This window comes from Paraburkholderia sp. HP33-1 (assembly GCF_021390595.1).
GTDB lineage: Bacteria > Pseudomonadota > Gammaproteobacteria > Burkholderiales > Burkholderiaceae > Paraburkholderia.
The window spans coordinates 2498421-2522581 of sequence record NZ_JAJEJR010000001.1 but is presented as its reverse complement, the minus strand read 5'-3'; the positions used below and the strand labels follow the sequence as shown (position 1 = coordinate 2522581).

Annotated in this window: 27 protein-coding genes; 17 read left to right on the top strand and 10 right to left on the bottom strand. The window is 63.9% G+C overall.

Going from position 1 to position 24161, the window contains the following annotated elements:
- Positions 1-18: 18 nt before the first annotated feature.
- The gene (locus L0U81_RS11465) at positions 19-924 is read right to left on the bottom strand and encodes an alpha/beta hydrolase (protein ID WP_233802708.1); all 906 of its coding nucleotides are present in this window, start codon (positions 922-924) and stop codon (positions 19-21) included.
- A gap of 239 nt (positions 925-1163) precedes the next feature.
- Between L0U81_RS11465 and L0U81_RS11460 the strand changes: the two genes are divergently transcribed.
- From L0U81_RS11460 to L0U81_RS11435, 6 genes are all read left to right on the top strand, one after another.
- Entirely contained in the window at positions 1164-2198 is a 1035-nt protein-coding gene (locus L0U81_RS11460) for a methionine ABC transporter ATP-binding protein (protein ID WP_233802706.1), read from the top strand.
- Positions 2188-2841: a methionine ABC transporter permease gene (locus L0U81_RS11455; RefSeq protein WP_233802704.1), complete on the top strand. Its 654-nt coding sequence runs from the start codon at positions 2188-2190 to the stop codon at positions 2839-2841. Before L0U81_RS11460 ends, L0U81_RS11455 begins: the two co-directional genes overlap by 11 nt.
- Before the next feature lie 48 nt (positions 2842-2889).
- Positions 2890-3687 (top strand): MetQ/NlpA family ABC transporter substrate-binding protein, encoded by a 798-nt coding sequence (locus L0U81_RS11450; protein ID WP_233802703.1) that lies wholly within the window; start codon positions 2890-2892, stop codon positions 3685-3687.
- A 236-nt stretch (positions 3688-3923) separates the two neighbouring features.
- A complete protein-coding gene (locus L0U81_RS11445; RefSeq protein ID WP_233802701.1) occupies positions 3924-4673 on the top strand; it encodes an electron transfer flavoprotein subunit beta/FixA family protein in 750 nt (249 codons plus the stop codon).
- A 13-nt stretch (positions 4674-4686) separates the two neighbouring features.
- On the top strand, positions 4687-5622 hold the full coding sequence (locus L0U81_RS11440) for an electron transfer flavoprotein subunit alpha/FixB family protein (RefSeq protein WP_233802699.1): 936 nt from the start codon (positions 4687-4689) through the stop codon (positions 5620-5622).
- Between the two features lie 98 nt (positions 5623-5720).
- Positions 5721-7511, top strand: a complete 1791-nt coding sequence (locus L0U81_RS11435) for an acyl-CoA dehydrogenase (RefSeq protein WP_233802697.1) — start codon at positions 5721-5723, stop codon at positions 7509-7511.
- 152 nt (positions 7512-7663) lie between these two features.
- Here the strand turns inward: L0U81_RS11435 and L0U81_RS11430 are convergent, their stop codons facing one another.
- Positions 7664-8950, bottom strand: a complete 1287-nt coding sequence (locus L0U81_RS11430; protein ID WP_233802695.1) for a D-amino acid dehydrogenase — start codon at positions 8948-8950, stop codon at positions 7664-7666.
- A 181-nt stretch (positions 8951-9131) separates the two neighbouring features.
- Between L0U81_RS11430 and L0U81_RS11425 the strand changes: the two genes are divergently transcribed.
- Positions 9132-9620, top strand: a complete 489-nt coding sequence (locus tag L0U81_RS11425; RefSeq protein ID WP_090801287.1) for an Lrp/AsnC ligand binding domain-containing protein — start codon at positions 9132-9134, stop codon at positions 9618-9620.
- Between the two features lie 144 nt (positions 9621-9764).
- Positions 9765-10916 (top strand): PA0069 family radical SAM protein, encoded by a 1152-nt coding sequence (locus L0U81_RS11420; RefSeq protein WP_233802693.1) that lies wholly within the window; start codon positions 9765-9767, stop codon positions 10914-10916.
- 33 nt (positions 10917-10949) lie between these two features.
- Here L0U81_RS11420 and L0U81_RS11415 read toward each other — a convergent pair whose 3' ends face one another.
- Positions 10950-11417 (bottom strand): NINE protein, encoded by a 468-nt coding sequence (locus tag L0U81_RS11415; RefSeq protein ID WP_233802691.1) that lies wholly within the window; start codon positions 11415-11417, stop codon positions 10950-10952.
- A gap of 158 nt (positions 11418-11575) precedes the next feature.
- A complete protein-coding gene (locus L0U81_RS11410) occupies positions 11576-12760 on the bottom strand; it encodes a PQQ-dependent sugar dehydrogenase (protein WP_442793401.1) in 1185 nt (394 codons plus the stop codon).
- Positions 12761-12931: 171 nt separating this feature from the next.
- On the opposite strand from L0U81_RS11410, the gene rpsP reads away from it, so the two are divergent.
- The 7 genes from rpsP (at position 12932) to L0U81_RS11375 (ending at position 17283) form a co-directional block, all read left to right on the top strand.
- A complete protein-coding gene (gene rpsP / locus L0U81_RS11405) occupies positions 12932-13186 on the top strand; it encodes a 30S ribosomal protein S16 (RefSeq protein WP_013090118.1) in 255 nt (84 codons plus the stop codon).
- Position 13187: 1 nt separating this feature from the next.
- On the top strand, positions 13188-13328 hold the full coding sequence (locus L0U81_RS11400) for a hypothetical protein (protein WP_233802690.1): 141 nt from the start codon (positions 13188-13190) through the stop codon (positions 13326-13328).
- The gene (gene rimM, locus L0U81_RS11395; protein ID WP_233802688.1) at positions 13321-14055 is read left to right on the top strand and encodes a ribosome maturation factor RimM; all 735 of its coding nucleotides are present in this window, start codon (positions 13321-13323) and stop codon (positions 14053-14055) included. Before L0U81_RS11400 ends, rimM begins: the two co-directional genes overlap by 8 nt.
- 25 nt (positions 14056-14080) lie before the next feature.
- On the top strand, positions 14081-14848 hold the full coding sequence (gene trmD, locus L0U81_RS11390) for a tRNA (guanosine(37)-N1)-methyltransferase TrmD (RefSeq protein ID WP_233802686.1): 768 nt from the start codon (positions 14081-14083) through the stop codon (positions 14846-14848).
- A 149-nt stretch (positions 14849-14997) separates the two neighbouring features.
- A complete protein-coding gene (gene rplS / locus L0U81_RS11385) occupies positions 14998-15384 on the top strand; it encodes a 50S ribosomal protein L19 (RefSeq protein ID WP_233802684.1) in 387 nt (128 codons plus the stop codon).
- 87 nt (positions 15385-15471) lie between these two features.
- Positions 15472-16194: an NUDIX hydrolase gene (locus tag L0U81_RS11380; protein ID WP_233802682.1), complete on the top strand. Its 723-nt coding sequence runs from the start codon at positions 15472-15474 to the stop codon at positions 16192-16194.
- Positions 16195-16344: 150 nt separating this feature from the next.
- Positions 16345-17283, top strand: a complete 939-nt coding sequence (locus L0U81_RS11375) for a CobD/CbiB family protein (protein ID WP_233802680.1) — start codon at positions 16345-16347, stop codon at positions 17281-17283.
- A gap of 75 nt (positions 17284-17358) precedes the next feature.
- Here the strand turns inward: L0U81_RS11375 and L0U81_RS11370 are convergent, their stop codons facing one another.
- From L0U81_RS11370 to L0U81_RS11360, 3 genes are read right to left on the bottom strand one after another with little or no spacing between them, the layout of a single operon-like run.
- Positions 17359-17679 (bottom strand): putative signal transducing protein, encoded by a 321-nt coding sequence (locus L0U81_RS11370; protein ID WP_233802678.1) that lies wholly within the window; start codon positions 17677-17679, stop codon positions 17359-17361.
- 1 nt (position 17680) lies between these two features.
- A complete protein-coding gene (gene rsgA / locus L0U81_RS11365) occupies positions 17681-18670 on the bottom strand; it encodes a ribosome small subunit-dependent GTPase A (RefSeq protein WP_233802676.1) in 990 nt (329 codons plus the stop codon).
- Positions 18667-19926 (bottom strand): M48 family metallopeptidase, encoded by a 1260-nt coding sequence (locus L0U81_RS11360; protein WP_233802675.1) that lies wholly within the window; start codon positions 19924-19926, stop codon positions 18667-18669. Before L0U81_RS11360 ends, rsgA begins: the two co-directional genes overlap by 4 nt.
- Before the next feature lie 228 nt (positions 19927-20154).
- On the opposite strand from L0U81_RS11360, the gene orn reads away from it, so the two are divergent.
- Entirely contained in the window at positions 20155-20766 is a 612-nt protein-coding gene (orn, locus tag L0U81_RS11355) for an oligoribonuclease (protein ID WP_233802674.1), read from the top strand.
- 3 nt (positions 20767-20769) lie between these two features.
- Here orn and mog read toward each other — a convergent pair whose 3' ends face one another.
- Positions 20770-21411, bottom strand: coding sequence for a molybdopterin adenylyltransferase (mog, locus tag L0U81_RS11350; RefSeq protein ID WP_233802673.1), 642 nt, complete (start codon positions 21409-21411; stop codon positions 20770-20772).
- On the bottom strand, positions 21392-22009 hold the full coding sequence (gene yjgA, locus L0U81_RS11345) for a ribosome biogenesis factor YjgA (protein ID WP_233802671.1): 618 nt from the start codon (positions 22007-22009) through the stop codon (positions 21392-21394). Before yjgA ends, mog begins: the two co-directional genes overlap by 20 nt.
- Before the next feature lie 150 nt (positions 22010-22159).
- Between yjgA and pmbA the strand changes: the two genes are divergently transcribed.
- Entirely contained in the window at positions 22160-23530 is a 1371-nt protein-coding gene (gene pmbA / locus L0U81_RS11340) for a metalloprotease PmbA (protein ID WP_233802669.1), read from the top strand.
- Between the two features lie 97 nt (positions 23531-23627).
- Here pmbA and L0U81_RS11335 read toward each other — a convergent pair whose 3' ends face one another.
- Positions 23628-24128: a dihydrofolate reductase gene (locus L0U81_RS11335; RefSeq protein WP_233802667.1), complete on the bottom strand. Its 501-nt coding sequence runs from the start codon at positions 24126-24128 to the stop codon at positions 23628-23630.
- Positions 24129-24161 lie beyond the last annotated feature (33 nt).

The window sequence follows — 24161 nt, the reverse complement described above, 5'->3', positions numbered from 1 at the left end:
GGCCAGCGCCGCGACTGCTCAGCTCCTTCCCAGCGCCCGCTTTTCAATCCATTCGACCAACGCCTCGATCACCCGATCGCGATCGAGGTCGTTCATCGTCTCGTGATAGCTACCCTCGTGCAACGTGAGCGTCTTGTCCGGTGAACCCGCGTGCTCGCCAAACGCGCGGCTGCCATCGGGCTCGGTCAGTTTGTCATCGGTGCCATGAAACACCAGCAGCGGCATGCGCAGTCCCGCGCGACCGCGTTCGATGCGCGCCATCGCGAGCAGCAGCTCGGCGCCCGTGCGCGCCGGTATCGCGCCGTGATGCACGAGCGGGTCGTCGAGGTTGGCCTTTACCACCGGCTGAAGGCGCGAGAGCAGCGCGGGGTCGATCTTCATCGCCGGGAAGCCGGGGTAGATGCGGCTGATCACCTGACTTAGCGCGAGCAGCCACTTTGGTACGTTGCGGCCCGGCACGAGGGCGGGGCTCGACAGGATCAGCCCGCTCAAGCGCCGGCCGGTTGCGTCGAGGCGCTCGATCGCGTACAGGGCGGCGATCGTGCCACCCATGCTGTGACCCATCAGGAAAAGCGGCGCGCAGCTTTGCGCGGCGGCGTCGAGCAAAGCCTGCGCGTCGAGCAGATAGTCGTCGAAGCGTTTCACATAGGCGCGCTTGCCGGGCGCGTGGCCGTGGCCGCGCAGATCGATCGCGACGAGCTCGATGTCCGCCGCGTTGAGCCGGCCCGCGACCGCGGCATAGCGGCCGGCGTGCTCGGCGAGACCGTGGAGCAGCGCGACCGTCGCGCGTGTCGGGCCGCTTGGCCGCCAGCGGTAGAGCGGCAACTCGATGCCATCGCCGGTCGTGACCGAGGCGCGCTGCGGCGCGTCTTGATTGAGGCGGCCGGCGCTCGCGCGCACGGTGTGGCTCGGGGAATTCTGCATGGCGGCGGCCTGTGCGCAAGGTAGGTGGCCCGATCATAGTCGTAGCGGCGCGAGGCGCGTGACCTTTGCACACAAGGCGCGCCTCTAATGCCCTCAGGTTATGAAAAGATCGGAATTGATTATTAAAGGGTATGTCGGCGCTGCGGTAGAATGGCGGCCTCAAATCCCAATAAAAGAGACGGCGGCCGCTTGTCGGGAGCACCATGCTCGCCGGCAGCCTCCGCCGTTTTCGTTTGTCCATGATCGAAATACGCAATGTTTCCCAGCGCTTCGCCGGACCCCGGGGCTGGGTCGAGGCGCTGCACAACATCAATCTGTCAATTCCCGCGGGCGAGGTGTTCGGCATCATCGGCCGCAGCGGCGCGGGCAAGAGCACGCTCGTGCGCACGATCAATCTGCTGACGCGCCCGTCCGAGGGCAACATCCTCGTCAACGGTCTTGATCTGACGACGCTGCCCGCCGCGCAACTGCGCGATGCGCGTCGCGAGATCGGCATGATCTTCCAGCACTTCAATCTGCTGTCGTCGCGTACCGTGTACGAGAACGTCGCGCTGCCGCTCGAGCTGGCCGGCATGAAGCGCGACGAAATCGAAGCGAACGTGCTGCCGCTGCTCGAGCTCGTCGGCCTGTCGGCGCAGAAGGACCGCTATCCGGCCCAGATCAGCGGCGGCCAGAAGCAGCGAGTGGGTATCGCGCGTGCGCTCGCCAGCAAGCCGAAGGTGCTGCTCTCGGACGAGGCGACTTCCGCGCTCGACCCTGAAACCACGCGCGCCATTCTTGATCTGCTCAAGCGCATCAACCGCGAACTGAACCTGACGATCGTGCTGATCACGCACCAGATGGACGTGATCAAGCAGGTCTGCGATCGTGTCGCGGTGCTCGACGCAGGCCGCGTCGTCGAAGAGGGCAAGGTGATCGACGTGTTTCTGCAGCCGCGCCATGAAGTCACGCGCGCGCTGATCGGCGACGTGATCGCGCAGGAGTTGCCGCCCGCCATGAAGGCGCGCGTCGCGCAGCGCCTGAAGACCGGTAGCGGTCATCTGTTGCGCCTCGCGTTCACCGGCTCGGGGGTCGATCAGCCGATTCTGTCGGAGACGATTCGCCGCTACGAGCTCGACTTCAATATCCTGCACGGCCAGATCGACGAGATCCAGGGGCAGGCGTTCGGCTCGCTCGCGGTTCTGGCGGGTGGCGATCCGGCGCAGGTCGCGCAGGCGATCACGTTTTTACGTGAGCAGGGTGTCGTAGTGGAGGAGCTCTCGCATGTTGAGTGAAATGTTCGATATGTTCGTCCAGTCGTTCTGGGAGACGCTCATCATGGTGGGCATCTCCGGACTGATCGGAGCCGTGGTTGGCGTGCCGCTCGGCGTGCTGCTGTATCTGACCGACCGCCAGGGCGTGCTCGAAAACGTCGCGGTGAATCGCGTGATGGGCATGATCGTCAATGCGGTGCGCTCGACACCGTTCATCATCCTGCTGGTCGCGGTGATTCCGTTTACCCGGCTCGTCGTCGGTTCGTCGATCGGCACCGCGGCGGCGATCGTGCCGCTGACGATCGCCGCCGCGCCGTTCATCGCGCGTCTGGTCGAGACAGCGCTGCGCGAAGTCGACCGCGGGCTGATCGAGGCCGCTCAGGCAATGGGCGCGACTACCAGCCAGATCGTCTTCAAGGTACTGCTGCCGGAATCGCTGCCGGGCGTGGTCGCCGGGTTGACGATCACGTTCGTTTCGCTGGTCGGCTATTCGGCGATGGCCGGCGCGATCGGCGGCGGCGGTCTTGGCGACCTCGGCATCCGCTATGGTTACCAGCGGTTCCTGCCGGAAGTGATGCTCGCGGTCGTGCTGATCCTGATCGTGTTCGTGCAACTGGTGCAGTCGTTTGGAGATTGGCTCGTGCGTCGTTTGAGCCATAAATAGACAAGGGTGTTCGGAAGCCCGCCCATAGAGATTCGGAAAAGGTCCATCGTGCAACGTCGCTTCATTCTCAAGCTGGCCGCGGCGCTCGGCGCGGCTTCTCTGTTCGCCACTACTGCGGTGCATGCCGAAGACACGATCAAGGTCGGCGTCACCGGCGGCCCGCACGCGCAGATCATGGACGTCGTAAAGACGGTCGCTGCGAAGAACGGTCTAAACATCAAGATCGTCGAATTCTCCGATTACGTGCAGCCGAATGCGGCGCTCGCGAGCGGTGATCTCGACGCGAACAGCTACCAGCACGACCCGTACTTGCAGGCGCAGGTGAAGGATCGCGGCTACAAGCTGATCCGTATCGCCGATACGGTCACGTACCCGATGGGTATCTACTCGAAGAAGGTGAAGACGCTCGCCGAACTGCAGCAGGGCGCGAAGATCGCGGTGCCGAACGATCCGACCAACGGCGGCCGCGCGCTTCTGCTGCTGCAAAAACAGGGCTTGCTGAAGCTGCGCGCCGATGCGGGATTGAAGGCGACGCCGCTCGATATCGTCGACAATCCGAGGAAGCTGAAGATCGTCGAGCTCGACGCGGCGCAGATTCCGCGTTCGCTGGGCGACGTCGACGCCGCCGCGATCAACACCAACTTCGCGATGGAAGCGGGCCTGAAGCCGAAGCAGGATGCCATCGCGATCGAAGACCCGAAGGGTCCGTACGTGAACATCATCGCGATCCGCGAGGCGGACAGGAACAAGCCGTGGGTCGCGAAGCTCGTCGCGGCGTACCACTCGCCGGAAGTGAAGCAGTTCGTCGACAGCAAATTCGGCGGCTCGGTGATCACCTCCTGGTGAAGCAACGGCCCGCGGATCTCGCAGAACACGACGGCAATGCGAAATTAGAGTTCTGAGTCGGAACCCGGGGTTGTCTCCCGGGTTTTTTGGAGATTAAAATAGAACGATCGTTCGATATTGCCGTCACGCCACTGAGGAGCGATATCCTCCCGCAAAGCACCCGTGACAGGGCTGCCATGAAGGCAGTCGCTATAATGTTCGACGGGTTGACGTATTCGTAACTTTGGAGCGTGTGCATGAAAATTCTGGTGCCAGTGAAAAGAGTGGTCGACTACAACGTGAAGGTCCGTGTGAAGTCGGACGGTACGGGTGTCGATATCGCCAACGTGAAGATGTCGATGAACCCGTTCGACGAAATTGCGGTTGAAGAGGCCGTGCGTCTGAAGGAAGCGGGCGTCGCGACCGAAGTGATCGCTGTGTCGGCGGGTGTGACGCAGGCGCAGGAAACGCTGCGCACCGCGCTCGCGATCGGTGCGGACCGCGCAATCCTGATCGAATCGAACGAAGACCTGCAGCCGCTGGCAGTCGCGAAGCTGCTCAAGGCGCTGGTCGACAGGGAACAGCCTTCGCTCGTCATACTGGGCAAGCAGGCGATCGACGACGACTCGAACCAGACCGGCCAGATGCTGGCGGCGCTCGCGAATCTGCCCCAGGCAACCTTTGCCTCGAAAGTGGTGGTGGCTGACGGCAAGGCAACCGTGTCGCGTGAAGTGGACGGCGGCGCGGAAACGCTGTCGCTGACGCTGCCCGCGGTGGTGACGACCGATCTGCGCCTGAACGAGCCGCGCTACGTCACGCTGCCGAACATCATGAAGGCGAAGAAGAAGCCGCTGGAAACGGTCAAGCCCGTAGACCTCGGTGTCGATGTCACGCCGCGTCTGAAGACGCTGAAGGTCGCCGAGCCGCCGAAGCGCTCCGCCGGTGTGAAGGTGCCGGATGTGAAGACGCTGGTCGAGAAGCTGAAGACCGAAGCCAAGGTGCTGTGAGGAGACGCAAGAAATGACGAACCTGGTAATTGCAGAACACGACAACGCGTCGATCAAGGCCGCGACGCTCAATACGATCGCAGCGGCACAGAAGATCGGCGGTGACATTCACGTGCTGGTGGCGGGTCACAACGCGCAGGCCGCAGCGGATGCGGCCGCGAAGATCGCGGGCGTGAGCAAGGTGCTGCTGGCCGACGCGCCGCAACTGGCTGCAGGCCTCGCGGAAAACGTCGAAGCCACGGTGCTGAACATCGCGAAGCACTACACGCACATCCTCGCGCCGGCGACCGCTTACGGCAAGAACATCGCGCCGCGTATTGCCGCGAAGCTCGACGTCGCGCAGATCAGCGACATCACCGCAGTCGATAGCGCCGACACGTTCGAGCGTCCGATCTACGCGGGCAACGCAATCGCGACGGTTCAATCAGCGGATCCGGTCAAGGTCATCACGGTGCGCTCGACCGGTTTCGACGCAGTTGCAGCTGAAGGTGGTAGCGCAGCGGTCGAAAAGATCGAAGCGGCACCCGATACGGGCATCTCGCAGTTCGTGAGCCGCGAAGTCACGAAGCTCGACCGTCCGGAACTGACGAGCGCGAAGATCATCGTGTCGGGTGGCCGGGGTCTGGGCAACGGCGAGAACTACACGAAGGTTCTGGAACCGCTGGCGGACAAGCTCGGTGCGGCACTGGGCGCATCGCGCGCGGCGGTCGATGCGGGCTTCGTACCGAACGACTACCAGGTCGGCCAGACCGGCAAGATCGTCGCGCCGCAACTGTACGTCGCGGTCGGCATCTCGGGTGCGATCCAGCACCTCGCGGGCATGAAGGATTCGAAGGTCATCGTCGCGATCAACAAGGACGAAGAAGCGCCGATTTTCAGCGTCGCCGATTACGGCCTCGTCGGTGATCTCTTCACCGTCGTGCCGGAACTCGTGCGCGAACTCGGCTAAGCGCCGCGGCGCCTGAAAGGGGCCGCCGACAACACGCGAAGGGCGCAGGACCGACCAAGTCCCGCGCCCTTTTTTCATATCAACGGAGGAGAACCGAAATGAGCTATACGGCGCCCATCAAGGACATGCTGTTCGTGATGAAAGAACTGGCCGGACTCGAAGACATCGCGAAGCTGCCTGGCTTCGAAGACGCCAACCTCGACACGGCGCAGGCTGTGCTCGACGAGTCGGCGAAACTGTGCGGCGAAGTGCTCGCGCCGCTGAACGTCGACGGCGATCGCAATCCGAGCACCTGGAAGGATGGCGTCGTCACCGCGACGCCCGGTTTCAAGGACGCGTTCCGCCAGTTCTCCGAGGGCGGCTGGCAAGGCGTGCAGCATCCGCTCGAGTACGAAGGGCAGGGGCTGCCGAAGCTGATCGGAACACCCTGCGTCGAAATGTTGAACGCGTCGAATCTGTCGTTCGCGTTGTGTCCTTTGCTGACCGACGGCGCAATCGAAGCGCTATTGACGGCGGGTAGCGAAACGCAGAAACAGACCTTCGTGCCGAAACTGCTCTCCGGTGAATGGACCGGCACGATGAACCTGACCGAGCCGCAGGCCGGCTCCGATCTCGCGCTCGTGCGCACGCGCGCCGAGCCGCAGGGCGACGGTTCGTTCAAGCTGTTCGGCACCAAGATTTTCATTACGTGGGGCGAGCACGATATGGCGAAGAACATCGTCCATCTCGTACTCGCGCGCACGCCGAACGCGCCCGAAGGCGTGAAAGGCATTTCGCTGTTCCTCGTGCCGAAGTTCCTCGTCAACGAGGACGGCTCGCTCGGTGAGCGCAACGACGTCCATTGCGTGTCGATCGAGCACAAGCTCGGCATCAAGGCGAGCCCGACCGCGGTGCTGCAGTTCGGCGATCACGGCGGCGCGATCGGCCAGCTGATCGGCGAAGAAAATCGCGGCCTCGAGTACATGTTCATCATGATGAACACCGCGCGTTTCGCGGTCGGCATGCAAGGGGTTGCGATCTCGGATCGTGCGTACCAGAAGGCGGTCGCGTATGCGAAAGAGCGCGTGCAGAGCCGTCCTGTGGATGGCTCCGCGAAGCAGTCGGTCGCGATCATCCAGCACCCGGACGTGCGCCGCATGCTGTCGACGATGCGCAGTCTCACCGAGGCGTCGCGCGCGCTCGCGTATGTCGCGGCATCGCATTGCGACGTCGCGCATCGTCATCCGGACGAGGCGACGCGCGCGAACCACCAGGCGATCTACGAATACCTGGTGCCGATCGTGAAGGGCTGGAGCACGGAGCTGTCGATCGACGTGACGAGCCTCGGCGTACAGGTGCACGGCGGCATGGGCTTCATCGAGGAAACCGGCGCCGCGCAGTACTACCGTGATGCGCGCATCCTGCCGATCTACGAAGGCACGACCGCGATTCAGGCGAACGATCTGATCGGCCGCAAGACGTTGCGCGATGGCGGCAAGATCGCGAAGCAACTGCTTGCTGGCATCGCCGAAACGGTTCAGGCGCTTGGCGCGCAGCAGGGCGCGGCGTTCGCGTCGATGAAGACGCAGCTCGCGCAGGGGCAACGCGCGCTGGGCGCGGTCGTCGATTTCGTCGTCGTGAATGCGAAGGGCGATCCGAATGCGGTGTTCGCGGGCAGCGTGCCGTATCTGAAGCTCGCGGGCATCGTGCTCGGCGGCTGGCAGATGGCGCGCGCGCAGCTTGCCGCGGCGGCCCGGCGCGACGAGGATCCCGCGTTCCATGACGCGAAGATCGCGACCGCGCGGTTTTACGCCGAGCACGTGCTGCCGCAGGCGACGGCGCTTGAAGTGGCGATCGTCAACGCGAAGGGGGGCGAGGGCGTGCTGGCGTTGTCGGAGGATCAGTTCTGAGCGTGCGTTGATGCCGCTGTCGCGGCAGCACGTTTAGCTGAACGCTTCGGCATTGAAATGCAAACGGCGCCTCGCGAGGCGCCGTTTGTTTTTGGTGATTCAGTTTACGGTTTGCGCTGAGGCGAGGGCCGCTTCAGCGTACGCACTCCAACTCACGCATACGCCGGCCGATGCTCGCCCACGGTCTCGCCGAGATAGCGATGGACCGACAGATCATCCGCGCGGATTGCCGGCTGCTTGCCCGACATCAGGTCGGCGAGCAACTGGCCCGAGCCGCACGACATCGTCCAGCCGAGCGTACCGTGGCCGGTGTTCAGGAACAGGTTCGGCACCGGCGTGCGGCCGACGATCGGCGTGCCGTCCGGCGTCATCGGCCGCAGACCGGTCCAGAACGTCGCCTTCGACGTGTCGCCGCCGCCCGGGAACAGGTCGTTCACGCACAGCTCGAGCGTTTCGCGACGCGCCCGGCGCAGCGATTTGTCGAAGCCGACGATCTCGGCCATGCCGCCGACGCGAATCCGGTCATCAAAGCGCGTGATCGCGATCTTGTAAGTCTCATCGAGCACGGTCGATACCGGTGCGGCCGCCGCGTTGACGATCGGCGCTGTGATCGAATAGCCCTTCAGCGGATAAACCGGAATCTTCACGATGCCGTCGAGGAAGCGCGTCGAGTACGAGCCGAGCGCGACGACGAACGAATCCGCGCGCACCAGCTCAGCGCCGCATTGCACGCCGGCGATTCGGCCGCCTGCCATCGCGAGCGCGTCGATCGACGTGTTGTAGCGAAACTTGACGCCCAGCTCTTCGGCGAGCGCAGCGAGGCGCGTCGTGAACATCTGGCAGTCGCCGGTTTCGTCGCCGGGCAGACGCAGGCCGCCCGTGAGCTTTTGCGACACCGCGCCGAGCGCCGGTTCGGCCTTCGCGAGTTCGTCCGCCGACAGCAGCTCATACGGCACGTTGGCTTCCTGCAGCACGGCGATGTCTTTCGCGGCACCGTCGAACTGCTGCTGCGTACGGAACACCTGCAGCGTGCCCCCGGTGCGGCCTTCGTACTGGATACCGGTGTCCGCGCGCAGCGCCTGCAGACAGTCGCGACTATATTCGGCGAGCCGCACCATGCGGCCCTTGTTCACCGCATAGCGTGACGCCGTGCAGTTCTGCAGCATCTGCCACATCCATTGCAGCTGGAACGCGGTGCCATCGAGGCGCATCGCGAGCGGCGCGTGCTTCTGAAACATCCACTTGACGGCCTTCAGCGGCACGCCCGGCGCGGCCCACGGCGACGCGTAGCCCGGCGAGATCTGGCCCGCGTTGGCAAAGCTGGTTTCGAGCGCTGGGCCGGCCTCGCGATCGATCACGGTTACTTCGTGACCCGCGCGCGCGAGGTAATACGCGGTCGTCACCCCGACGACGCCACTGCCCAAAACGACGACTCGCATAGCTGCTCCAGATAATCAGAAAAGTGAGTGAGGGCAAGGTGCTCGTCGCTGGATTCGATCTGATTCGACTCAACGAGCTGCAACGCACAGTGAAATGCTGTTTGCCCAGTGTTAACCGCTATACTATTAACATTGATGCAGGTTTTGTTATCGTATTTTCATCATTTTCAGCAAAAACACCATGCGTACCCAGCGCCAGCCCGTGCGGGCTCTCGACAAGCTCGATCACAAGATCCTGCGGCTCCTGCAGCAGGACGGCCGAATGGCGATGAAGGACCTGGCGGAGCAGGTGGGGCTGTCGGTCACGCCGTGCATCGAGCGGGTCAAGCGGATGGAGCGCGACGGCGTGATCACCGGCTATTACGCGCGCGTGAACCCGGCCGAGCTGGGCGCGGCGCTGCTCGTGTTCGTCGAGATCACGCTCGATCACAAGAGCGGCAACATGTTCGACCTGTTCCGGCGCGAGGTGCAGAAGATCCCCGAGGTGCTCGAGTGCCACCTCGTGTCGGGCGATTTCGACTATCTGATCAAGGCGCGCATCGGCGAAATGGCCGATTACCGCAAGCTGCTCGGCGACATCCTGCTCCAGCTGCCGGGCGCAGTGCAGTCGAAGAGCTATGTGGTGATGGAGGAAATCAAGGAGACGCTGACGATCGCAGTCGGCGAGTAAGTGCCGACTCGCTGACGGCGCTGGCCGCGCATCACGCGACCAACGAAATGCTCGACAAACGGCGTAAACACTGTATATTTATACAGGTGTTTTGCGTCGTCTTCTTTTTGCATTTCCTGTTCGCGTTTCTTAGCGTGGCCCGCCGTGGATGATCCCGACCCTCCTGACATTCCGGAATATCCGATCGCGCCGCCGGCGCCTCGCAAGGGGCGCGGCGCGGTCACGAACCTGCAAGGCCGCTACGAACTCGACCAGCGCGAAGCCGTCGACGACGGCTGGCAGACGGCCGAGGAAGACGGCGAGCCGACGCCCCTGCGCACGCAGGTGTTCGAGGAGCGTGCGAAAACAATCCTCACGCGCAACGCGTCACCGGACATTCCGTTTAGTGTGTCGCTGAATCCGTATCGCGGCTGCGAACACGGGTGCATCTATTGCTTTGCGCGGCCTACCCACAGCTATCTGGGGTTGTCGCCGGGGCTCGATTTCGAAAGCCGCATCTACGCGAAGATCAACGCGCCGGAACTGCTCGAGCGGGAGCTGTCGAAGAAATCGTATGTACCCGAGCCGATCGCGCTCGGCGTTGCCACTGACGCGTGGCAGCCGGCCGAACGCGACTTGCGTCTTACGCGTCGTGTCATCGAGGTGCTCGGCGAGCGCAATCACCCGTTCGCGGCGATCACCAAATCGTCGCTGATCGAGCGCGACATCGACCTGCTCGCGCCGATGGCGGAGCGCGGGCAGTTCATGGCGGCGATCACGATCACCACGCTGGACGCCGATATCGCGCGCACGCTCGAACCGCGCGCGGCTACACCATCGCGCCGGCTGCGCACGATCCGCACGCTAAGCGAGGCGGGCATTCCGGTCGGCGTCAGCATCGCGCCGGTGATTCCGTTCGTCACCGAACCGGACATGGAACGCGTGCTCGAAGCGTGCGCGCAAGCGGGCGCCAGCAACGCGAGCTATATCGTGCTGCGGTTACCTTGGGAGGTCGCGCCGCTGTTCAAGGGTTGGCTGAGCGCACATTTCCCGGATCGGGCCGAACGCGTGATGAGCCGTGTGCGCGACATGCGCGGCGGCAAGGACTACGACTCGTCATTCTCGACCCGCATGAAGGGAGAGGGTCTATGGGCGGATCTGCTCAGGCAGCGCTTTCACAAGGCCGTGCGCCGTTTGGGGCTAAACGAACGCGAGCGCGGCATTCTCGACATGTCGCACTTCCAGCGGATCGAGCCGTCGCGCCCCGAGCACACAACCGCATCGGCGCGCGACAATCCGCAACTTAGGCTTTTCTAGCGGGCTGGACGTTTGCTCGTTCCGCGATGGGTGTCACTGCGAAATCGCTTTGGCCGCTTCCACCTGACTTTCGAAGTAGGTCTGGAACGCGAGCGCGAGACCGGTCATCAGCAGGAACGCACCGATCAGCAGCGAAAAGATCACGACGAAGATGACCGTCCACCCGGAGCGGCTTTTGCGTTGCGTGTGGGAGTTGAATTGCGCATCCCATTTCTGATCCGGACGCAGCCCGTAGACGAGCGCCGCCAGAAACGCGGCAAACAGCGAAACTGCCCCGATCGAAGCGAGTACCCAGCCGAGGATCGAGGCGCGTTCGGTCGAGATCAGCAGCATCACGCCGGGAATGCCGATTAGCGTGCCGAGCAGATGCGCCCAGCCGAATATGTCCCGCGTGCCGTACAAATAAAAGCGGTGGGCGCCGAGGCTGCCGAACAGGAACGCCAACGCGGCGGTGAGCGTCTTGGATCTGAAGCGCGGGGAAGTCGAGGCTACGGTGGACATGAACGCGTGGGCAGAGTAACAGGCGGTCGAAAGGAGCGCCGCGCCGCGGGGCGCGGACCGACGCGCATTCTACGCCTGCGGCGCATTGATGGACATGTCGCGGGTGAACGTGCAGCGAGGGCAGCCGTTCTGCGGAACCTGCTGCATGTATCCGCGCGCTAAGGCGACGAATAGGTGACGCGATAGATCGCACCGGCAGTATCGTCGCTGATCAACAGCGAACCGTCTGGCAGCGGCAGCACGTCGGCGGGGCGGCCCCAGACCGATTCGCCGGGTTGCAGCCAGCCTTCGGCAAAGACTTGCTCGTGCGCGTGGCTACCGTCCGGGTCGGTGATCACGCGCACGACCCGGTAGCCGACCTTCTTGCTGCGGTTCCACGAGCCGTGCTCGGCGATGAAGATGTTGTTGCGATAGTCGGCCGGATACATTGGGCCGTCGTAGAAGCGCATGCCAAGCGACGCAACGTGCGCGCCCAGCTTGACCACCGGCGGCGTGAATTCGCTGCACGGATGATCCTTGCCGAATTCGGGGTCGGGCGTGTCGCCGCCGTGACAGTACGGAAAGCCGAAATTCATGCCGAGCCGTGGCGCGCGGTTGAGCTTGTCGTTGGGAATATCGTCGCCGAGCAGGTCGCGACCGTTGTCGGTGAACCACAGTTCGTGCGTGACCGGGTGCCACGCGAAGCCGACCGAATTGCGGATGCCGCGCGCGACGACTTCGTAGTGGCTGCCGTCCGGGTCCATGCGACCAATCAGCGCAAAGCGGTCCGGATCCCTCTCGCAAATGTTGCACGGCGCCCCTTGCGGCACGTACAGCTTGCCGTCCGGGCCGAACGCGATGAATTTCCAGCCGTGATGCGCCTCCGAGGGCAGCTTGTCGGTGACGACGACGGGTTTCGGTGGATCGTTCAGATGCGAGTCGATCGCATCGAGGCGCACGATTTTCGACACGGCCGACATATACAACGCGCCGTCATGCCACGCGACGCCGACGGGCATCTGCAGCCCGGACGCGATCACGTGGCGACCCGTCAGGCGGCCGTTTCGCAGTTCGAGCGCGTAGACGCGCCCATCCATGCTGCCCACATAGAGAATGCCTTTGGGTGACAGGGTCATCGCGCGCGCGCCCGGCACGTCGTCCGACAACACCTCGATGTGAAAGCCCGGCGGCAGTTTGATTTTCTCGACGGGCAGCGTGGCGGTCGCCGTCAACGCCTGTGCGGCGAGCAACGCGCTCGCGGCCCCACGTAGAATCCGGTTACGCGCGGTGCACGCAAGTCCGGCAATGCGCACGAAAAAAACAAAAAGAGTGGAGAGAAACGGCAGGATCGGCTGGCGTTGCACGGGCGCTCCTTCAGGAAATTCGGGCGTTTGAGCGGGTTCACACACCTCTTGTGGAAGGCCGGGGTAGTCCCGTTCCGCAGTTTATCCCGGTAAGTGTTTGTTATGGCGTCGGTTTCCCGCTATAATCGCGTGTTTCAGTCGTTCCGAACCCCGGTTTTCAAGGATTCTAGTATGGTCATCATCCGCTTGGCTCGTGGCGGCTCCAAGAAGCGCCCGTTCTACAACATCGTCGCCACTGACTCGCGCAGCCGTCGTGACGGCCGCTTCATCGAGCGCGTCGGTTTTTACAATCCGGTCGCTACGAAGGGCGAGTCCCTGCGTATCGCTCAGGATCGCCTGACGTACTGGCAAGGTGTTGGCGCGCAACTGTCGCCGACCGTCGAACGTCTCGTGAAGGAAGCGCAAAAGGCGCAGCCGGCTGCTTGATATGGCGGCCCGCACGCGTATCGTCGTCGGTGTGGCCGACGGCTCGCGCAGCTTGCGTGAGCAGCCCGATGCGCAAATTGTTTTACTGAAGCAGACGCCAAAGCAGGCTGCGAAGTTGTTGTCGAGGTTATTCGATGTCTGAGCGTGATTCCGGCAGTTCTGGTCGCGCCAAGGCGGCTTCGCGCGCAAAGGCGTCTGGTCAGGTGTCGTTCGGCACATTCGTCCGCAAGCCGGTCGAACGAACCGACGGCAAGGCGAAAGAGGCGCAAGTCAATGTCGCGAACGCCGATTCCGAAGCTGCAGAAATGCGCATCGAAACGGCGGCAAGCTGGCCGGCCGATGCGGTCGAGGTCGGCGCAATCGTCGACGCTTATGGTCTCAAAGGCTGGGTCAAGGTGGCCGCGCACGCGGATGCCGGGCAGGGCGGCGAGGCCTTGCTGAGCGCGAAGCGCTGGTGGCTGATGAAAGGCCAGGAGCGCAGATCGGCGCCGTCCTTGCAGGCCAAAACGCATAGCGACAGCGTGGTTGCCCATCTGGGCGGCGTCGCTGACCGCGATGTGGCGCTGGCGTTGCGCGGCTCGCGCGTGTACGTCAGCCGCAGCGAATTTCCGGCGCTCGATGCCGACGAATTCTACTGGGTCGATCTGATCGGCCTGGATGTGGTGAATCTCGCCGGGCTCAACCTCGGTAAGGTCGCCAGCATGATCGACAATGGCGCGCAGTCGGTGCTGCGCATCGCATATCCGGCTACCGACAAAAACGGCAAGCCGGTCGTAGGCGAGCGCATGATCCCGTTCGTCGGCGTCTTTGTCAAAACGGTGGACCAGGCGGCAAAGCAGATCGTCGTCGACTGGGAAGCTGACTATTGAAATCTTTCGTTGAAGGGGGAGAGCGATGCAGTTCGATGTCGTGACGCTCTTTCCAGAAATGTTCCGCGCGCTGACCGACTGGGGCATAACCAGCCGGGCCGCGAAACAGCAGCGCTATGGGTTGCGTACGTGGAATCCGCGCGATTTCACGACCGACAACTACCGCACGATCGACGATCGCCCGTACGGCGGCGGCCCCGGCATGGTCATGCTGGCCCGGCCGCTCGAAGACGCGATCAACGCCGCGAAGGCGGCGCAGTCGGAGCAGGGCATGGGCGCATCGCGCGTCGTGATGATGTCGCCGCAAGGCGCCACGCTGAATCACGAGCGCGTGATGAAGTTCGCGGCCGAACCCGGTCTGATCCTGTTGTGCGGGCGTTACGAAGCGATCGACCAGCGTCTGCTAGACCGTGTAGTCGACGAGGAAGTCAGCCTTGGCGACTTCGTGCTGTCGGGTGGCGAGTTGCCTGCGATGGCATTGATGGATGCAGTCGTGCGTCAGTTGCCTGGCGTGCTGAACGACTCGCAGTCGGCGGTGCAGGACAGCTTCGTCGACGTGCTGCTCGATTGTCCGCACTACACGCGTCCCGAGGAGTACGAGGGCGTGCGGGTACCAGATGTGCTGCTCGGCGGCCATCATGCGGAAATCGAAGCGTGGCGGCGGCGTGAAGCGCTTCGTAACACGTTGAACAAGCGGCCCGATCTGATCGTGAAGGCCAGAAAAAACAGAATGCTGAGCCGTGCCGACGAGGCGTGGCTCACAAGTCTCGCGAAGGAAGAACCGACGGCCTGAGGCCTCGGTCTTTCGAGCGGACACAAGGCGGTGCCGTACATGCGTGTGCGGTGCCAGATGTGAACCCATCCTCTATCGGGGCCGTAGCCGAACGCAGTAACCGCGTGAGGCAGGTACGAACGCCGACAAGATGGATCTAGGAGTCAGTGATGAATCTGATTGCAAAACTCGAGCAGGAAGAAATCGCGCGCGTTCTCGGCGAAAAGACCATTCCGGATTTTGGTCCGGGCGATACGGTCATCGTCAGCGTGAACGTGGTTGAAGGCACGCGTAAGCGTGTGCAGGCTTACGAAGGCGTCGTGATCGCCAAGCGTAACCGTGGTCTGAATTCGTCGTTCATCGTCCGCAAGATTTCGTCGGGCGAAGGCGTCGAGCGTACGTTCCAGACGTATTCGCCGCTGCTGGCAAGCATCGTCGTCAAGCGTCGCGGCGATGTGCGTCGTGCGAAGCTGTACTATCTGCGCGAGCGTTCGGGCAAGTCGGCTCGAATCAAGGAAAAGCTGGTCTCGAAGGACCGCGCTCCTTCCCAAGCGTAAATGCTGTAAGAAAAAGCACCCCTCGCGGGTGCTTTTTTGTTGGCCAGGTCAAAATAGCGACATGTCCCCGCTCATCTGAGAGACCCGTTGATCCGCCCTGTTTTCGAGCCCGAAACCCTGCCTGTCATTGCGACGGGCGCCGATCTGCCACCGGTCGCGGGCGAGCGTCTGACGCCCGATGCACTACGGGCGCGCTTCGAACGGCAGCTTGCCTGGACGCCCGAGAAAATTGCCGATGCGCCGTGGCGCAATACCGAACTCGATCCGCGCGTGGCCGCGGTGCTGGTGCCGCTCGTCGTCCGTGCGCACGGCCTCACGGTACTGCTCACGCAGCGCGCCGACCATCTGAATGATCACGCCGGCCAGGTGAGTTTCCCCGGCGGCCGTCAGGAACCGTTCGACGCCGATGCGACTGCAACGGCGCTGCGCGAAGCGCGCGAGGAGGTTGGCCTCGATGCGTCGCGCGTCGAAATTCTCGGCGCGTTGCCCGACTATCTGACGGGTACCGGCTTTTGCGTGTCGCCGGTCATCGCTCTTGTGCATCCACCGTTCTCGCTGCAAATCGACACGCTTGAAGTGGCCGAGGTCTTCGAAGTGCCGCTCGCGTTCCTGATGGACCCGGCCAACCACGAAGAGCGCCTGTTTCGCTATGAAGGCGGCGAGCGCCGCTTCTTCGCGATGCCGTATCCGCGCGCCGGGCAGCGCGGCACGCAGACGGCGACACCAGCTGCCGTGCAAGGCGGCCATCATTTCATCTGGGGCGCGACGGCCGCGATGCTGCGCAACCTGTATCGTTTCCTCGCCGCATGAGCGACCCGACTCGCATCGACGTGTCGTCGATGCGCAGTTGCGCGAACGACGCACTGGTTGGCGCTTTGTCAGCCGGCGCACTCAGACTCATCCGACCCTGTGCTATCGTTATAAAACAATCGTAAAAACTTAAAAAGCACGGCGCATCGCATGACTTTTTTCTCCGTATTGCTGGCTCTGATCATTGAACAGGTACGCGCGTTGTCGCCGAACAATCCGGTGTCCGCTTTGCTTCAATATCATGCGGAGTCGGCGGCGCAAGGATTCGATGCCGGCAAGCAACGCCACGGTCTGCTCGCGTGGCTCGTGGTGGTGGTGCCCTGGACGCTCGCGGTCGCGCTTGTCTACTACGTCCTGTATCACATCCACTTCCTGCTCGCATTTCTGTGGAACGTCGTGGTGCTGTACTTCACGCTCGGCTTCCGGCAGTTCAGCCATTACTTCACCGACATCCACCTCGCGTTGAACAACGACGACGTGCCGCGCGCGCGCGAAATTCTCAACGAATGGACCGGGCTCGATACGGTCGACATGCCGGTCAGCGAGATCGTGCGTCATACGCTGATCCATGCGGTGGTCGCGTCGCACCGTCATGTATTCGGCGTGTTCTTCTGGTTCCTGATTCCGGTCGGTCCCGCCGGCGCGGTGTTGTACCGTTGCGCGGAGTATCTGGCGCGCGCATGGGCGCGGCCGGCCGACGACCGCACCGTCGCGTTTTCGAGCTTCGCGCAGCGCGCGTTCTTCGTGATCGACTGGGTGCCGGCGCGGCTGACGTCGATGGGCTTTGCGATCGTCGGCAATTTCGAGGATGCGATTTACGCGTGGCGCAATCATGCGCGGCAGTGGCCCGATACGAACGACGGCGTGCTGCTCGCGACGGGCAGCGGAGCGCTCGGCGCGCGTCTGGCCGGCCCGCTCGCTGAACCGTCGAGCCTCGACGCGCTAGCCACCGGTGACGGCGGTCCGATGCAGGTCGGCGACGACTGCACGCCACGCACTCTGCAATCGGCGGTCGGGCTCGTATGGCGCGCGGTCGTGTTGTGGATGATCCTGCTGTTGATGCTGACGATCGCGGTGTGGGTCGGGTGACGTGGGCATGTGGTTAGCGTAACAGCGCGCAAAAAAGCCGGGCGTCCCCCGGCTCTTTCAATTCCCGACCGCGCTTCACCCCGTCAGCGGATTCCGCGCGGTTCCGCATTGCCAGCACACGGTGAATTGCGCCTCGAGCATCTCGCCGCACTGCTCACATTGCCATCCAGGCGTACCCGGCGCGGGCCCTCGCGATGCTGCTTCGATCAGCCGCCGCGCGATCGCCTCGTCGCGTTCATCGACGAGCCATAGCTCCGGCGCGCACTGATCGGCCGGAATCTCGCCGAGCGCGCCGTTCAGATAACGGTTGTGCAACTCGCACGCGATGCCCGCGGTCTCCAGCACATTGACCCAGTGCTGTCCGATGATCAGGTTCGGCGCGCGCATCAGTTTCATCTCAGCGGACGATCTGGCTCGCCTCGTGCACGAGCTGCGCATACAGCGCATGCCGTTCGCGGCGGATGCGGCCGTCGGCGACCGCTTCGAGGATCGCGCAGCCAGGCTCGTGCAGATGATGGCAGTTGTAAAAGCGGCAGTTCGGCAGCAGCGGCCGGAACTCGGGGAACGCGCGTTCGAGCCGGCCTTCGGTCAGATGGTGCAGGCCGAATTCCTGGAAGCCCGGCGAGTCGATCAGCGCGCCGGCCGTGCCGTTCACGGTGACCGCGCCATCCGACTCCGGCAGCGGATAGAGACGCGTGAACGTAGTCGTATGACGCCCGCTGTTCAACGCGGTCGAGATCTCGCGCGTTGCGACTTCGGCATCGGGAATCAGCAGGTTCACGAGCGTCGATTTGCCCATGCCGGACTGGCCGAGCAGCAGCGTCGCGTGTCCGTGCAGATGTTCGGTCAACGTCGCGCGTGCCGCCTCGGGCTGCATGCGGATCGACACTTCGAGCACCGGATAGCCGAGCGCGCGATACGGTTCGAGCCGCTTGCGCGCGCCGTCCAGAGCGGCGGTGACGTCGATCTTGTTCAGCACGATCAGCGGCTTCAACGCGTTCTCCTCAGCGGCGACAAGCGCGCGGCCGAGCAGATCCTCGCTGAAATGCGGCTCAGTTGCGAGCACGATCAATAGCTGATCGAGGTTCGCGGCGAACAGCTTCGACTTGTACTGATCCGAGCGATAGAGCAGATTGCGCCGCTCGCCGATCTCGACGATCACGCCCTGATCCGCCGAGGTCGGCTCGTAGATCACGCGGTCGCCGACCGCGACCTCGCTGCGTTTGCCGCGCGGGAAACATTGCAGCAGCGCGCCGCCATCTTCGGGGGCGACCAGATAGTGGCGGCCATGCGCGGCCACCACGAGGCCGCCAGTGCGAGCGCCGTGCGGGCCGGACGCCGCGGCTTGCGCGCCACGCGACGTTTTCTTCGGAGCGCGGCCGTTCATGCGTGTCGCAGCAGTCGGTCGATCCGCTGCGAGGCCGGTGGATGCGAGTAGTAGAACGCGGTATAGAGCGGATCGGGCGTCAGCGTCGACGCGTTGTCCTCGTACAGCTTGACGAGTGCGTTGACGAGATCCTGCGCGTCGGTTTGTGTCGCCGCGAACGCGTCGGCTTCGAACTCGTGCTTGCGCGAGCTGAGGCTGCCGAGCGGCGTGACGAAGAACATGAACACCGGCAGCGCGAGGAAGAACAGCACGAGCGCGAGGCCGCTGTTGCCGCCGACCAGCGACGGCCGCACGCCGAGCCCCTCGTAGAACCACACGCATTGCGTCAGCCAGCCGAGCAGCGCGAGCATCGCGAGACTGATCGCGAACGTGACGAGCATGCGCTTCATCACGTGACGGCGCTTGAAGTGGCCGAGCTCGTGCGCGAGCACCGCTTCGATCTCGCGGCCCGACAGGCGCGCGAGCAGCGTGTCGAAGAACACGATGCGCTTGCTCGCACCGAAGCCCGTGAAGTATGCGTTGCCGTGCGCCGAACGGCGGCTGCCGTCCATCACGAACAGGCCCTTCGCGGCAAAGCCGCAGCGATGCATCAGCGCCTCGATGCGGGTCACGAGCGCCTCATCCTTCAGTGGCTCGAACTTGTTGAACAACGGCGCGATGAAGGTCGGGAAAATCAGCAGGCCGAACATCTGGAACGCGATCCACACCACCCAGGCCCACAACCACCACAGGTTGCCGGCGCGGTTCATCAGCCACAGCACGACGAACAGCAGCGGCAGGCCGAACGCGATGCCGAGCAGCGCGCTCTTCAGACGGTCGAAGAAGAACAGGCTTTTGCTCATGCGGTTGAAGCCGAAGCGCTGTTCGATGACGAACTGCCGGTAGTAATCGAACGGCAGGTCGATCGCGCTCGTGATGGCGATCACTGCGGCAACCAGCGCGATCTGGCCGACGTAGCCGCGGCCGAGCCAGTCGGAGATCGCGAGATCGAGCGTCTGCACGCCGCCGAGCAGCGTGAGCCAGATCAGCACGGCCGCGCCGACCACGATCTCGACCATCGCGAGCCGCGTGCGCTCGACCGTGTAATCGGCCGCGCGCTGGTGCGCGGTGAGCGCGATGGTGTTCGCGAACTGGTTTGGCACCTGTTCGCGATGGGCGACGACGAAGCGGATCTGCCGCGACGCGAGCCAGAGTTTGGTGCCGACCATCGCGACGACGGCGACGACGAACAGGGCGGTGAAGTACAGGGTAGGCATCCGGGGATTCCGTGGTATCTATGCGAGAATTATATGTTTCTTCCTGTCTCGCGGCAGGAGATACGGTTTAACGCACCGGTTCAACGCAACAGTTCCAGGCAGCGGTCCGAGGCGACGCGTCAGCGCGGCCGGGCCGGCCCGAACCACGCGAATCCATTTCAAACGAACACATGCCGTGTCGCGCGGGTTTCCAGCGAAGCCCGCCGCGCGGCCCTCAGGGTTGCCTTCATGACTGACATCCTCGCATCCACCGAACAGCCGCCGCTCGTGCGCAGCGACATGAATCTCGTCTGGCTGGACATGGAAATGACCGGGCTCGAGCCCGACACCGACCGCATCATCGAGATTGCGGTGGTGGTGACGAATTCGACGCTCGACAGGATGGTCGAAGGCCCGGTACTCGCGATTCATCAGAGCGATGAAACGCTCGCGAAGATGGACGAGTGGAACCAGAACACGCATGGCCGCTCGGGACTGATCGATCGCGTGAAGGCGTCGACGGTCAGCGAGGCCGACGCCGCCGCGCAGATCCGCGAGTTCCTCGGCCAGTATGTGCCGCCGGGCAAGTCGCCGATGTGCGGCAACTCGATCTGTCAGGACCGCCGCTTCATGGCGCGCTGGATGCCGGATCTGGAGAGCTTCTTCCACTACCGCAACCTCGACGTGAGCACGCTCAAGGAACTCTGCCGGCGCTGGCAGCCGGTCATCTACAAGGGCTTCCAGAAGCGCGCGATGCACACCGCGCTCGCCGACATCCATGAATCGATCGACGAGCTGAAGTACTACCGCGAGCATTTCCTCGTGCCGTCGCCGCCGGATGCGGCTGCGAGCGCTCAATAAGCCTCAGTCCTGCCGCGGCGCGCGTTGCGCGCTCTTCGGCCGGAACGCCTTGACCACGTCGGCGTTGGTTTCCACGTAAGGCCCGCCGATCAGGTCGATGCAGTAGGGCACCGCCGCGAAAATCCCCGACACCTTGACCGCGCCGTCATCGCGCAGGCCTTCCAGCGTTTCCCTGATTGATTTCGGCTGGCCGGGCAGGTTGATGATCAGCGCGGCGTGCCCCGCCGTTTCGCGGATCACCGCAACCTGGCGCGACAGAATCGCGGTTGGCACGAAATTGAGGCTGATCTGCCGCATCTGCTCGCCGAAGCCGGGCATCTCCTTCGTCGCCACCGCGACCGTCGCCTCGGGCGTCACGTCGCGGCGCGACGGGCCGGTGCCGCCGGTCGTCAGCACCAGATCGCAGCCCACTTCGTCGATCAATTCGATCAGCGTGGCCGAGATGGTCGGCGCGTCGTCGGCGATCAATCTCGTGACGACCTGCCACGGCGAGCTCAATGCCGCGCCGAGCCACTCCTGTAGCGCCGGAATGCCCTTGTCCTCGTACACGCCCGTCGATGCGCGGTCGCTGATCGACACGAGGCCGATCACGATTTCGTCGGGGTGCGTACGTTGCCTACGTTGATCAGGCGTCGCGGTTGTCATCGTCGTCTTCCGGAGCGAGGCCGGCGTCCTGCGCGTCTTCGGCTTCGTCGTCCGCGCCGGCCGCGTTCTTGATCCACTGGAACAGCTCGCGGAAGTAGCGCGGCGGCTTGCTCTGCTCCGCTTCCTTGCGCGCGTTGCGGATCAGCGTGCGGCCCTGCTGCGGGTCGGCGCTCGGATGCCGGCGGATGAACTCGGTCAGTGCGGCGTCGTCGGCAAGCAGTTTTTCGCGGGTGCGCTCGATCCAGTGGAGTTTCGCCGTTTCCGACTTGTTGATGCCCTTGTAGGTGTCGAGCGCGGTGCGCAGCGCGGCGGTTTCCGTGTCCAGCAGCGAGCGCATTACGCGGCCGACGTACTGGATCTGGCGGCGTTTGCCTTCGAAGTCGGTGATGCGGCGTGCTTCGCGCACGGCTTCGTCGAGCTTTTCGGGCATCGGCATGCGCTTGAGCGCGTCTTTCGGCAGCGCGACGAGTTCCGAGCCCAGATCCTGGAGCGCTTGCATTTCGCGCTTGACCTGGGACTTGCTCGGACGATCGTAGCCGTTTTCGTCGACTTCCGTGACGACGGATTCGATCGTTTGAATGCGGGTTTTGCGTGTCATGCCGGTATTGTAACTTGCCGCGCCAGCCTGACCCGCGGCGGCGCGTACCTTGCTATGATCGCGGGATGCATTTATCCCGCACCCGCGCGCCTGCGCCGAATACGGTGCGCATACCCAGGGCCGCGCGGCCCCAACAGGACGGCAACCACAATGGCAGCAGACATGGACGTCAAGCAGCGCTTTTTTCCGCATACCCAGGATGAACTCAAGGAAATCGCCTCGGACATCCTCCGTCACGCGAAGGCGCTCGGCGGCACCGACGCCGCGACCGAGATTTCCGAGGGCGACGGCCTGTCCGTCTCCGTGCGGCGCGGCGAAGTCGAGACGATCGAGCACAACCGCGACAAGATGGTCGGCGTGACGGTGTTCATCGGCAACAAGCGCGGCAACGCGAGCACCTCGGACTTCTCGCCGCAGGCCTTGAAGGACACGGTCGCGGCCGCCTACAACATCGCGCGCTTCACCGCCGAAGACGATTGCGCGGGCCTCGCCGAAGCCGAGTTGCTCGAAACCGCGCCGCGCGACCTCGATCTGTATCACCCGTGGAATCTGTCGGCCGACGAAGCGGTCGAGATCGCGCGCCGCGCCGAAGACGCCGCATTCGCGACCGATCCGCAGATCAAGAACTCCGAGGGCGCGAGCGTGTCGGCGCAGCACTCGCAGTTCGTGCTGGCAACCTCGCGCGGCTTCCTTGCCGGCTATCCGTATTCGCGCCACTACATCGCGTGCGCGCCGATCGCCGGCAGCGGCCGCAATATGCAGCGCGACGACTGGTACACATCGACGCGCAGCGCCGACGAACTCGCCGATCCGGAAGCGGTCGGCCGTTACGCGGCGCAGCGCGCGCTGGCGCGCATCGGCGCGCGCGGCCTCGACACGCGCAAGGTCCCCGTGCTGTTCGAGGCGCCGCTCGCGGCGGGCCTGCTCGGCGCGTTCGTGCAGGCGACGAGCGGCGGCGCGCTGTATCGCAAGACCTCGTTTCTCGTCGACAGCCTCGGCAAACCGGTGTTCGCACCGCACGTGCAGGTGGTCGAAGATCCGCATGTCGCGCGCGCGATGGGCAGCGCGCCGTTCGACGAGGAAGGCGTGCGCACGCGCCAGCGCTCGGTCGTCAAGGACGGCGTCGTCGAGGGCTACTTTCTGTCCACCTACTCGGCGCGCAAGCTCGGCATGAAGACCACCGGCAACGCGGGCGGCTCGCACAACCTGTCGCTGCTCAGTTCGAGCACGCGTCCCGAGGACGACTTCGAGGCGATGCTGAAGAAGCTCGGCACGGGTCTCCTGCTGACCGAGCTGATGGGGCAGGGCGTCAATTACGTGACCGGCGACTACTCGCGCGGCGCGTCGGGCTTCTGGGTCGAGAACGGCAAGATCCAGTATCCGGTCGAGGAAATCACGGTCGCGAGCACGCTGCAGGAGATGTTCCGCCATATCGTCGCGATCGGCGCGGATACGATCACGCGCGGCACCAAGCAGACCGGCTCGGTGCTGATCGAGCGGATGACGATCGCGGGACAGTGAGCGGGGCGGCTTGCCGTAACGCCGCCCTGTATCAAACGAAAACGCCACGCAACGAAACGTTGCGTGGCGTTTTTTATCGCATGCGTCGCGCGAGCTTTCAGACGTCCTTGCGCTGATACGTGACGAACGCGTAATCGAAGTCGTTCGGCGCGTTTGAGTGATGCGCTTCGCGCGCGATTTCTTCCCACACGTGCCGGTCGATCGCGGGGAAGGTCGCATCGCCAGCGAAGTCGGCGGCGATTTCCGTGACGATCAGCTTGTCCGCGTGGCGCAGCCCTTCGTCGTACAGCTGCGCGCCGCCAATCAGAAACGCCTGCGGCGCCTGGTCTTGCGCGGCGAGCGCGAGCGCGTCGTCGAGATTGGTCGCGGTGTCGCAGCCCTGAAAGCGCCGCGAGGCATCGCGCGTGATGACGATGTTGCGGCGTCCCGGCAGCGGCCGGCCGATCGATTCGTGCGTCTTGCGGCCCATGATGATGGGCGCGCCCATCGTTGTGCGCTTGAAGAACTTGAGGTCTTCGGGTAGTCGCCAGGGCAACTGGTTGTCGCGGCCGATCACGCCGTTGCTGGCGCGAGCGACGATCAGGGTGAGCGTCGTCATCGAATGGAAAGTGGAGGGTAATCGAACGATTCT

Excerpts from the sequence above, each read along its gene's own strand:
- L0U81_RS11465 (WP_233802708.1), bottom strand. The coding sequence starts at position 924 with ATGCAGAATTCCCCGAGCCACACCGTGCGCGCGAGCGCCGGCCGCCTC.
- L0U81_RS11460 (WP_233802706.1), top strand. The coding sequence starts at position 1,164 with ATGATCGAAATACGCAATGTTTCCCAGCGCTTCGCCGGACCCCGGGGC.
- L0U81_RS11455 (WP_233802704.1), top strand. The coding sequence starts at position 2,188 with ATGTTGAGTGAAATGTTCGATATGTTCGTCCAGTCGTTCTGGGAGACG.
- L0U81_RS11445 (WP_233802701.1), top strand. The coding sequence starts at position 3,924 with ATGAAAATTCTGGTGCCAGTGAAAAGAGTGGTCGACTACAACGTGAAG.
- L0U81_RS11440 (WP_233802699.1), top strand. The coding sequence starts at position 4,687 with ATGACGAACCTGGTAATTGCAGAACACGACAACGCGTCGATCAAGGCC.
- L0U81_RS11435 (WP_233802697.1), top strand. The coding sequence starts at position 5,721 with ATGAGCTATACGGCGCCCATCAAGGACATGCTGTTCGTGATGAAAGAA.
- L0U81_RS11430 (WP_233802695.1), bottom strand. The coding sequence starts at position 8,950 with ATGCGAGTCGTCGTTTTGGGCAGTGGCGTCGTCGGGGTGACGACCGCG.
- L0U81_RS11425 (WP_090801287.1), top strand. The coding sequence starts at position 9,132 with ATGCGTACCCAGCGCCAGCCCGTGCGGGCTCTCGACAAGCTCGATCAC.
- L0U81_RS11415 (WP_233802691.1), bottom strand. The coding sequence starts at position 11,417 with ATGTCCACCGTAGCCTCGACTTCCCCGCGCTTCAGATCCAAGACGCTC.
- rpsP (WP_013090118.1), top strand. The coding sequence starts at position 12,932 with ATGGTCATCATCCGCTTGGCTCGTGGCGGCTCCAAGAAGCGCCCGTTC.
- L0U81_RS11400 (WP_233802690.1), top strand. The coding sequence starts at position 13,188 with ATGGCGGCCCGCACGCGTATCGTCGTCGGTGTGGCCGACGGCTCGCGC.
- rimM (WP_233802688.1), top strand. The coding sequence starts at position 13,321 with ATGTCTGAGCGTGATTCCGGCAGTTCTGGTCGCGCCAAGGCGGCTTCG.
- trmD (WP_233802686.1), top strand. The coding sequence starts at position 14,081 with ATGCAGTTCGATGTCGTGACGCTCTTTCCAGAAATGTTCCGCGCGCTG.
- rplS (WP_233802684.1), top strand. The coding sequence starts at position 14,998 with ATGAATCTGATTGCAAAACTCGAGCAGGAAGAAATCGCGCGCGTTCTC.
- L0U81_RS11375 (WP_233802680.1), top strand. The coding sequence starts at position 16,345 with ATGACTTTTTTCTCCGTATTGCTGGCTCTGATCATTGAACAGGTACGC.
- L0U81_RS11370 (WP_233802678.1), bottom strand. The coding sequence starts at position 17,679 with ATGAAACTGATGCGCGCGCCGAACCTGATCATCGGACAGCACTGGGTC.
- rsgA (WP_233802676.1), bottom strand. The coding sequence starts at position 18,670 with ATGAACGGCCGCGCTCCGAAGAAAACGTCGCGTGGCGCGCAAGCCGCG.
- L0U81_RS11360 (WP_233802675.1), bottom strand. The coding sequence starts at position 19,926 with ATGCCTACCCTGTACTTCACCGCCCTGTTCGTCGTCGCCGTCGTCGCG.
- orn (WP_233802674.1), top strand. The coding sequence starts at position 20,155 with ATGACTGACATCCTCGCATCCACCGAACAGCCGCCGCTCGTGCGCAGC.
- mog (WP_233802673.1), bottom strand. The coding sequence starts at position 21,411 with ATGACAACCGCGACGCCTGATCAACGTAGGCAACGTACGCACCCCGAC.
- yjgA (WP_233802671.1), bottom strand. The coding sequence starts at position 22,009 with ATGACACGCAAAACCCGCATTCAAACGATCGAATCCGTCGTCACGGAA.
- pmbA (WP_233802669.1), top strand. The coding sequence starts at position 22,160 with ATGGCAGCAGACATGGACGTCAAGCAGCGCTTTTTTCCGCATACCCAG.
- L0U81_RS11335 (WP_233802667.1), bottom strand. The coding sequence starts at position 24,128 with ATGACGACGCTCACCCTGATCGTCGCTCGCGCCAGCAACGGCGTGATC.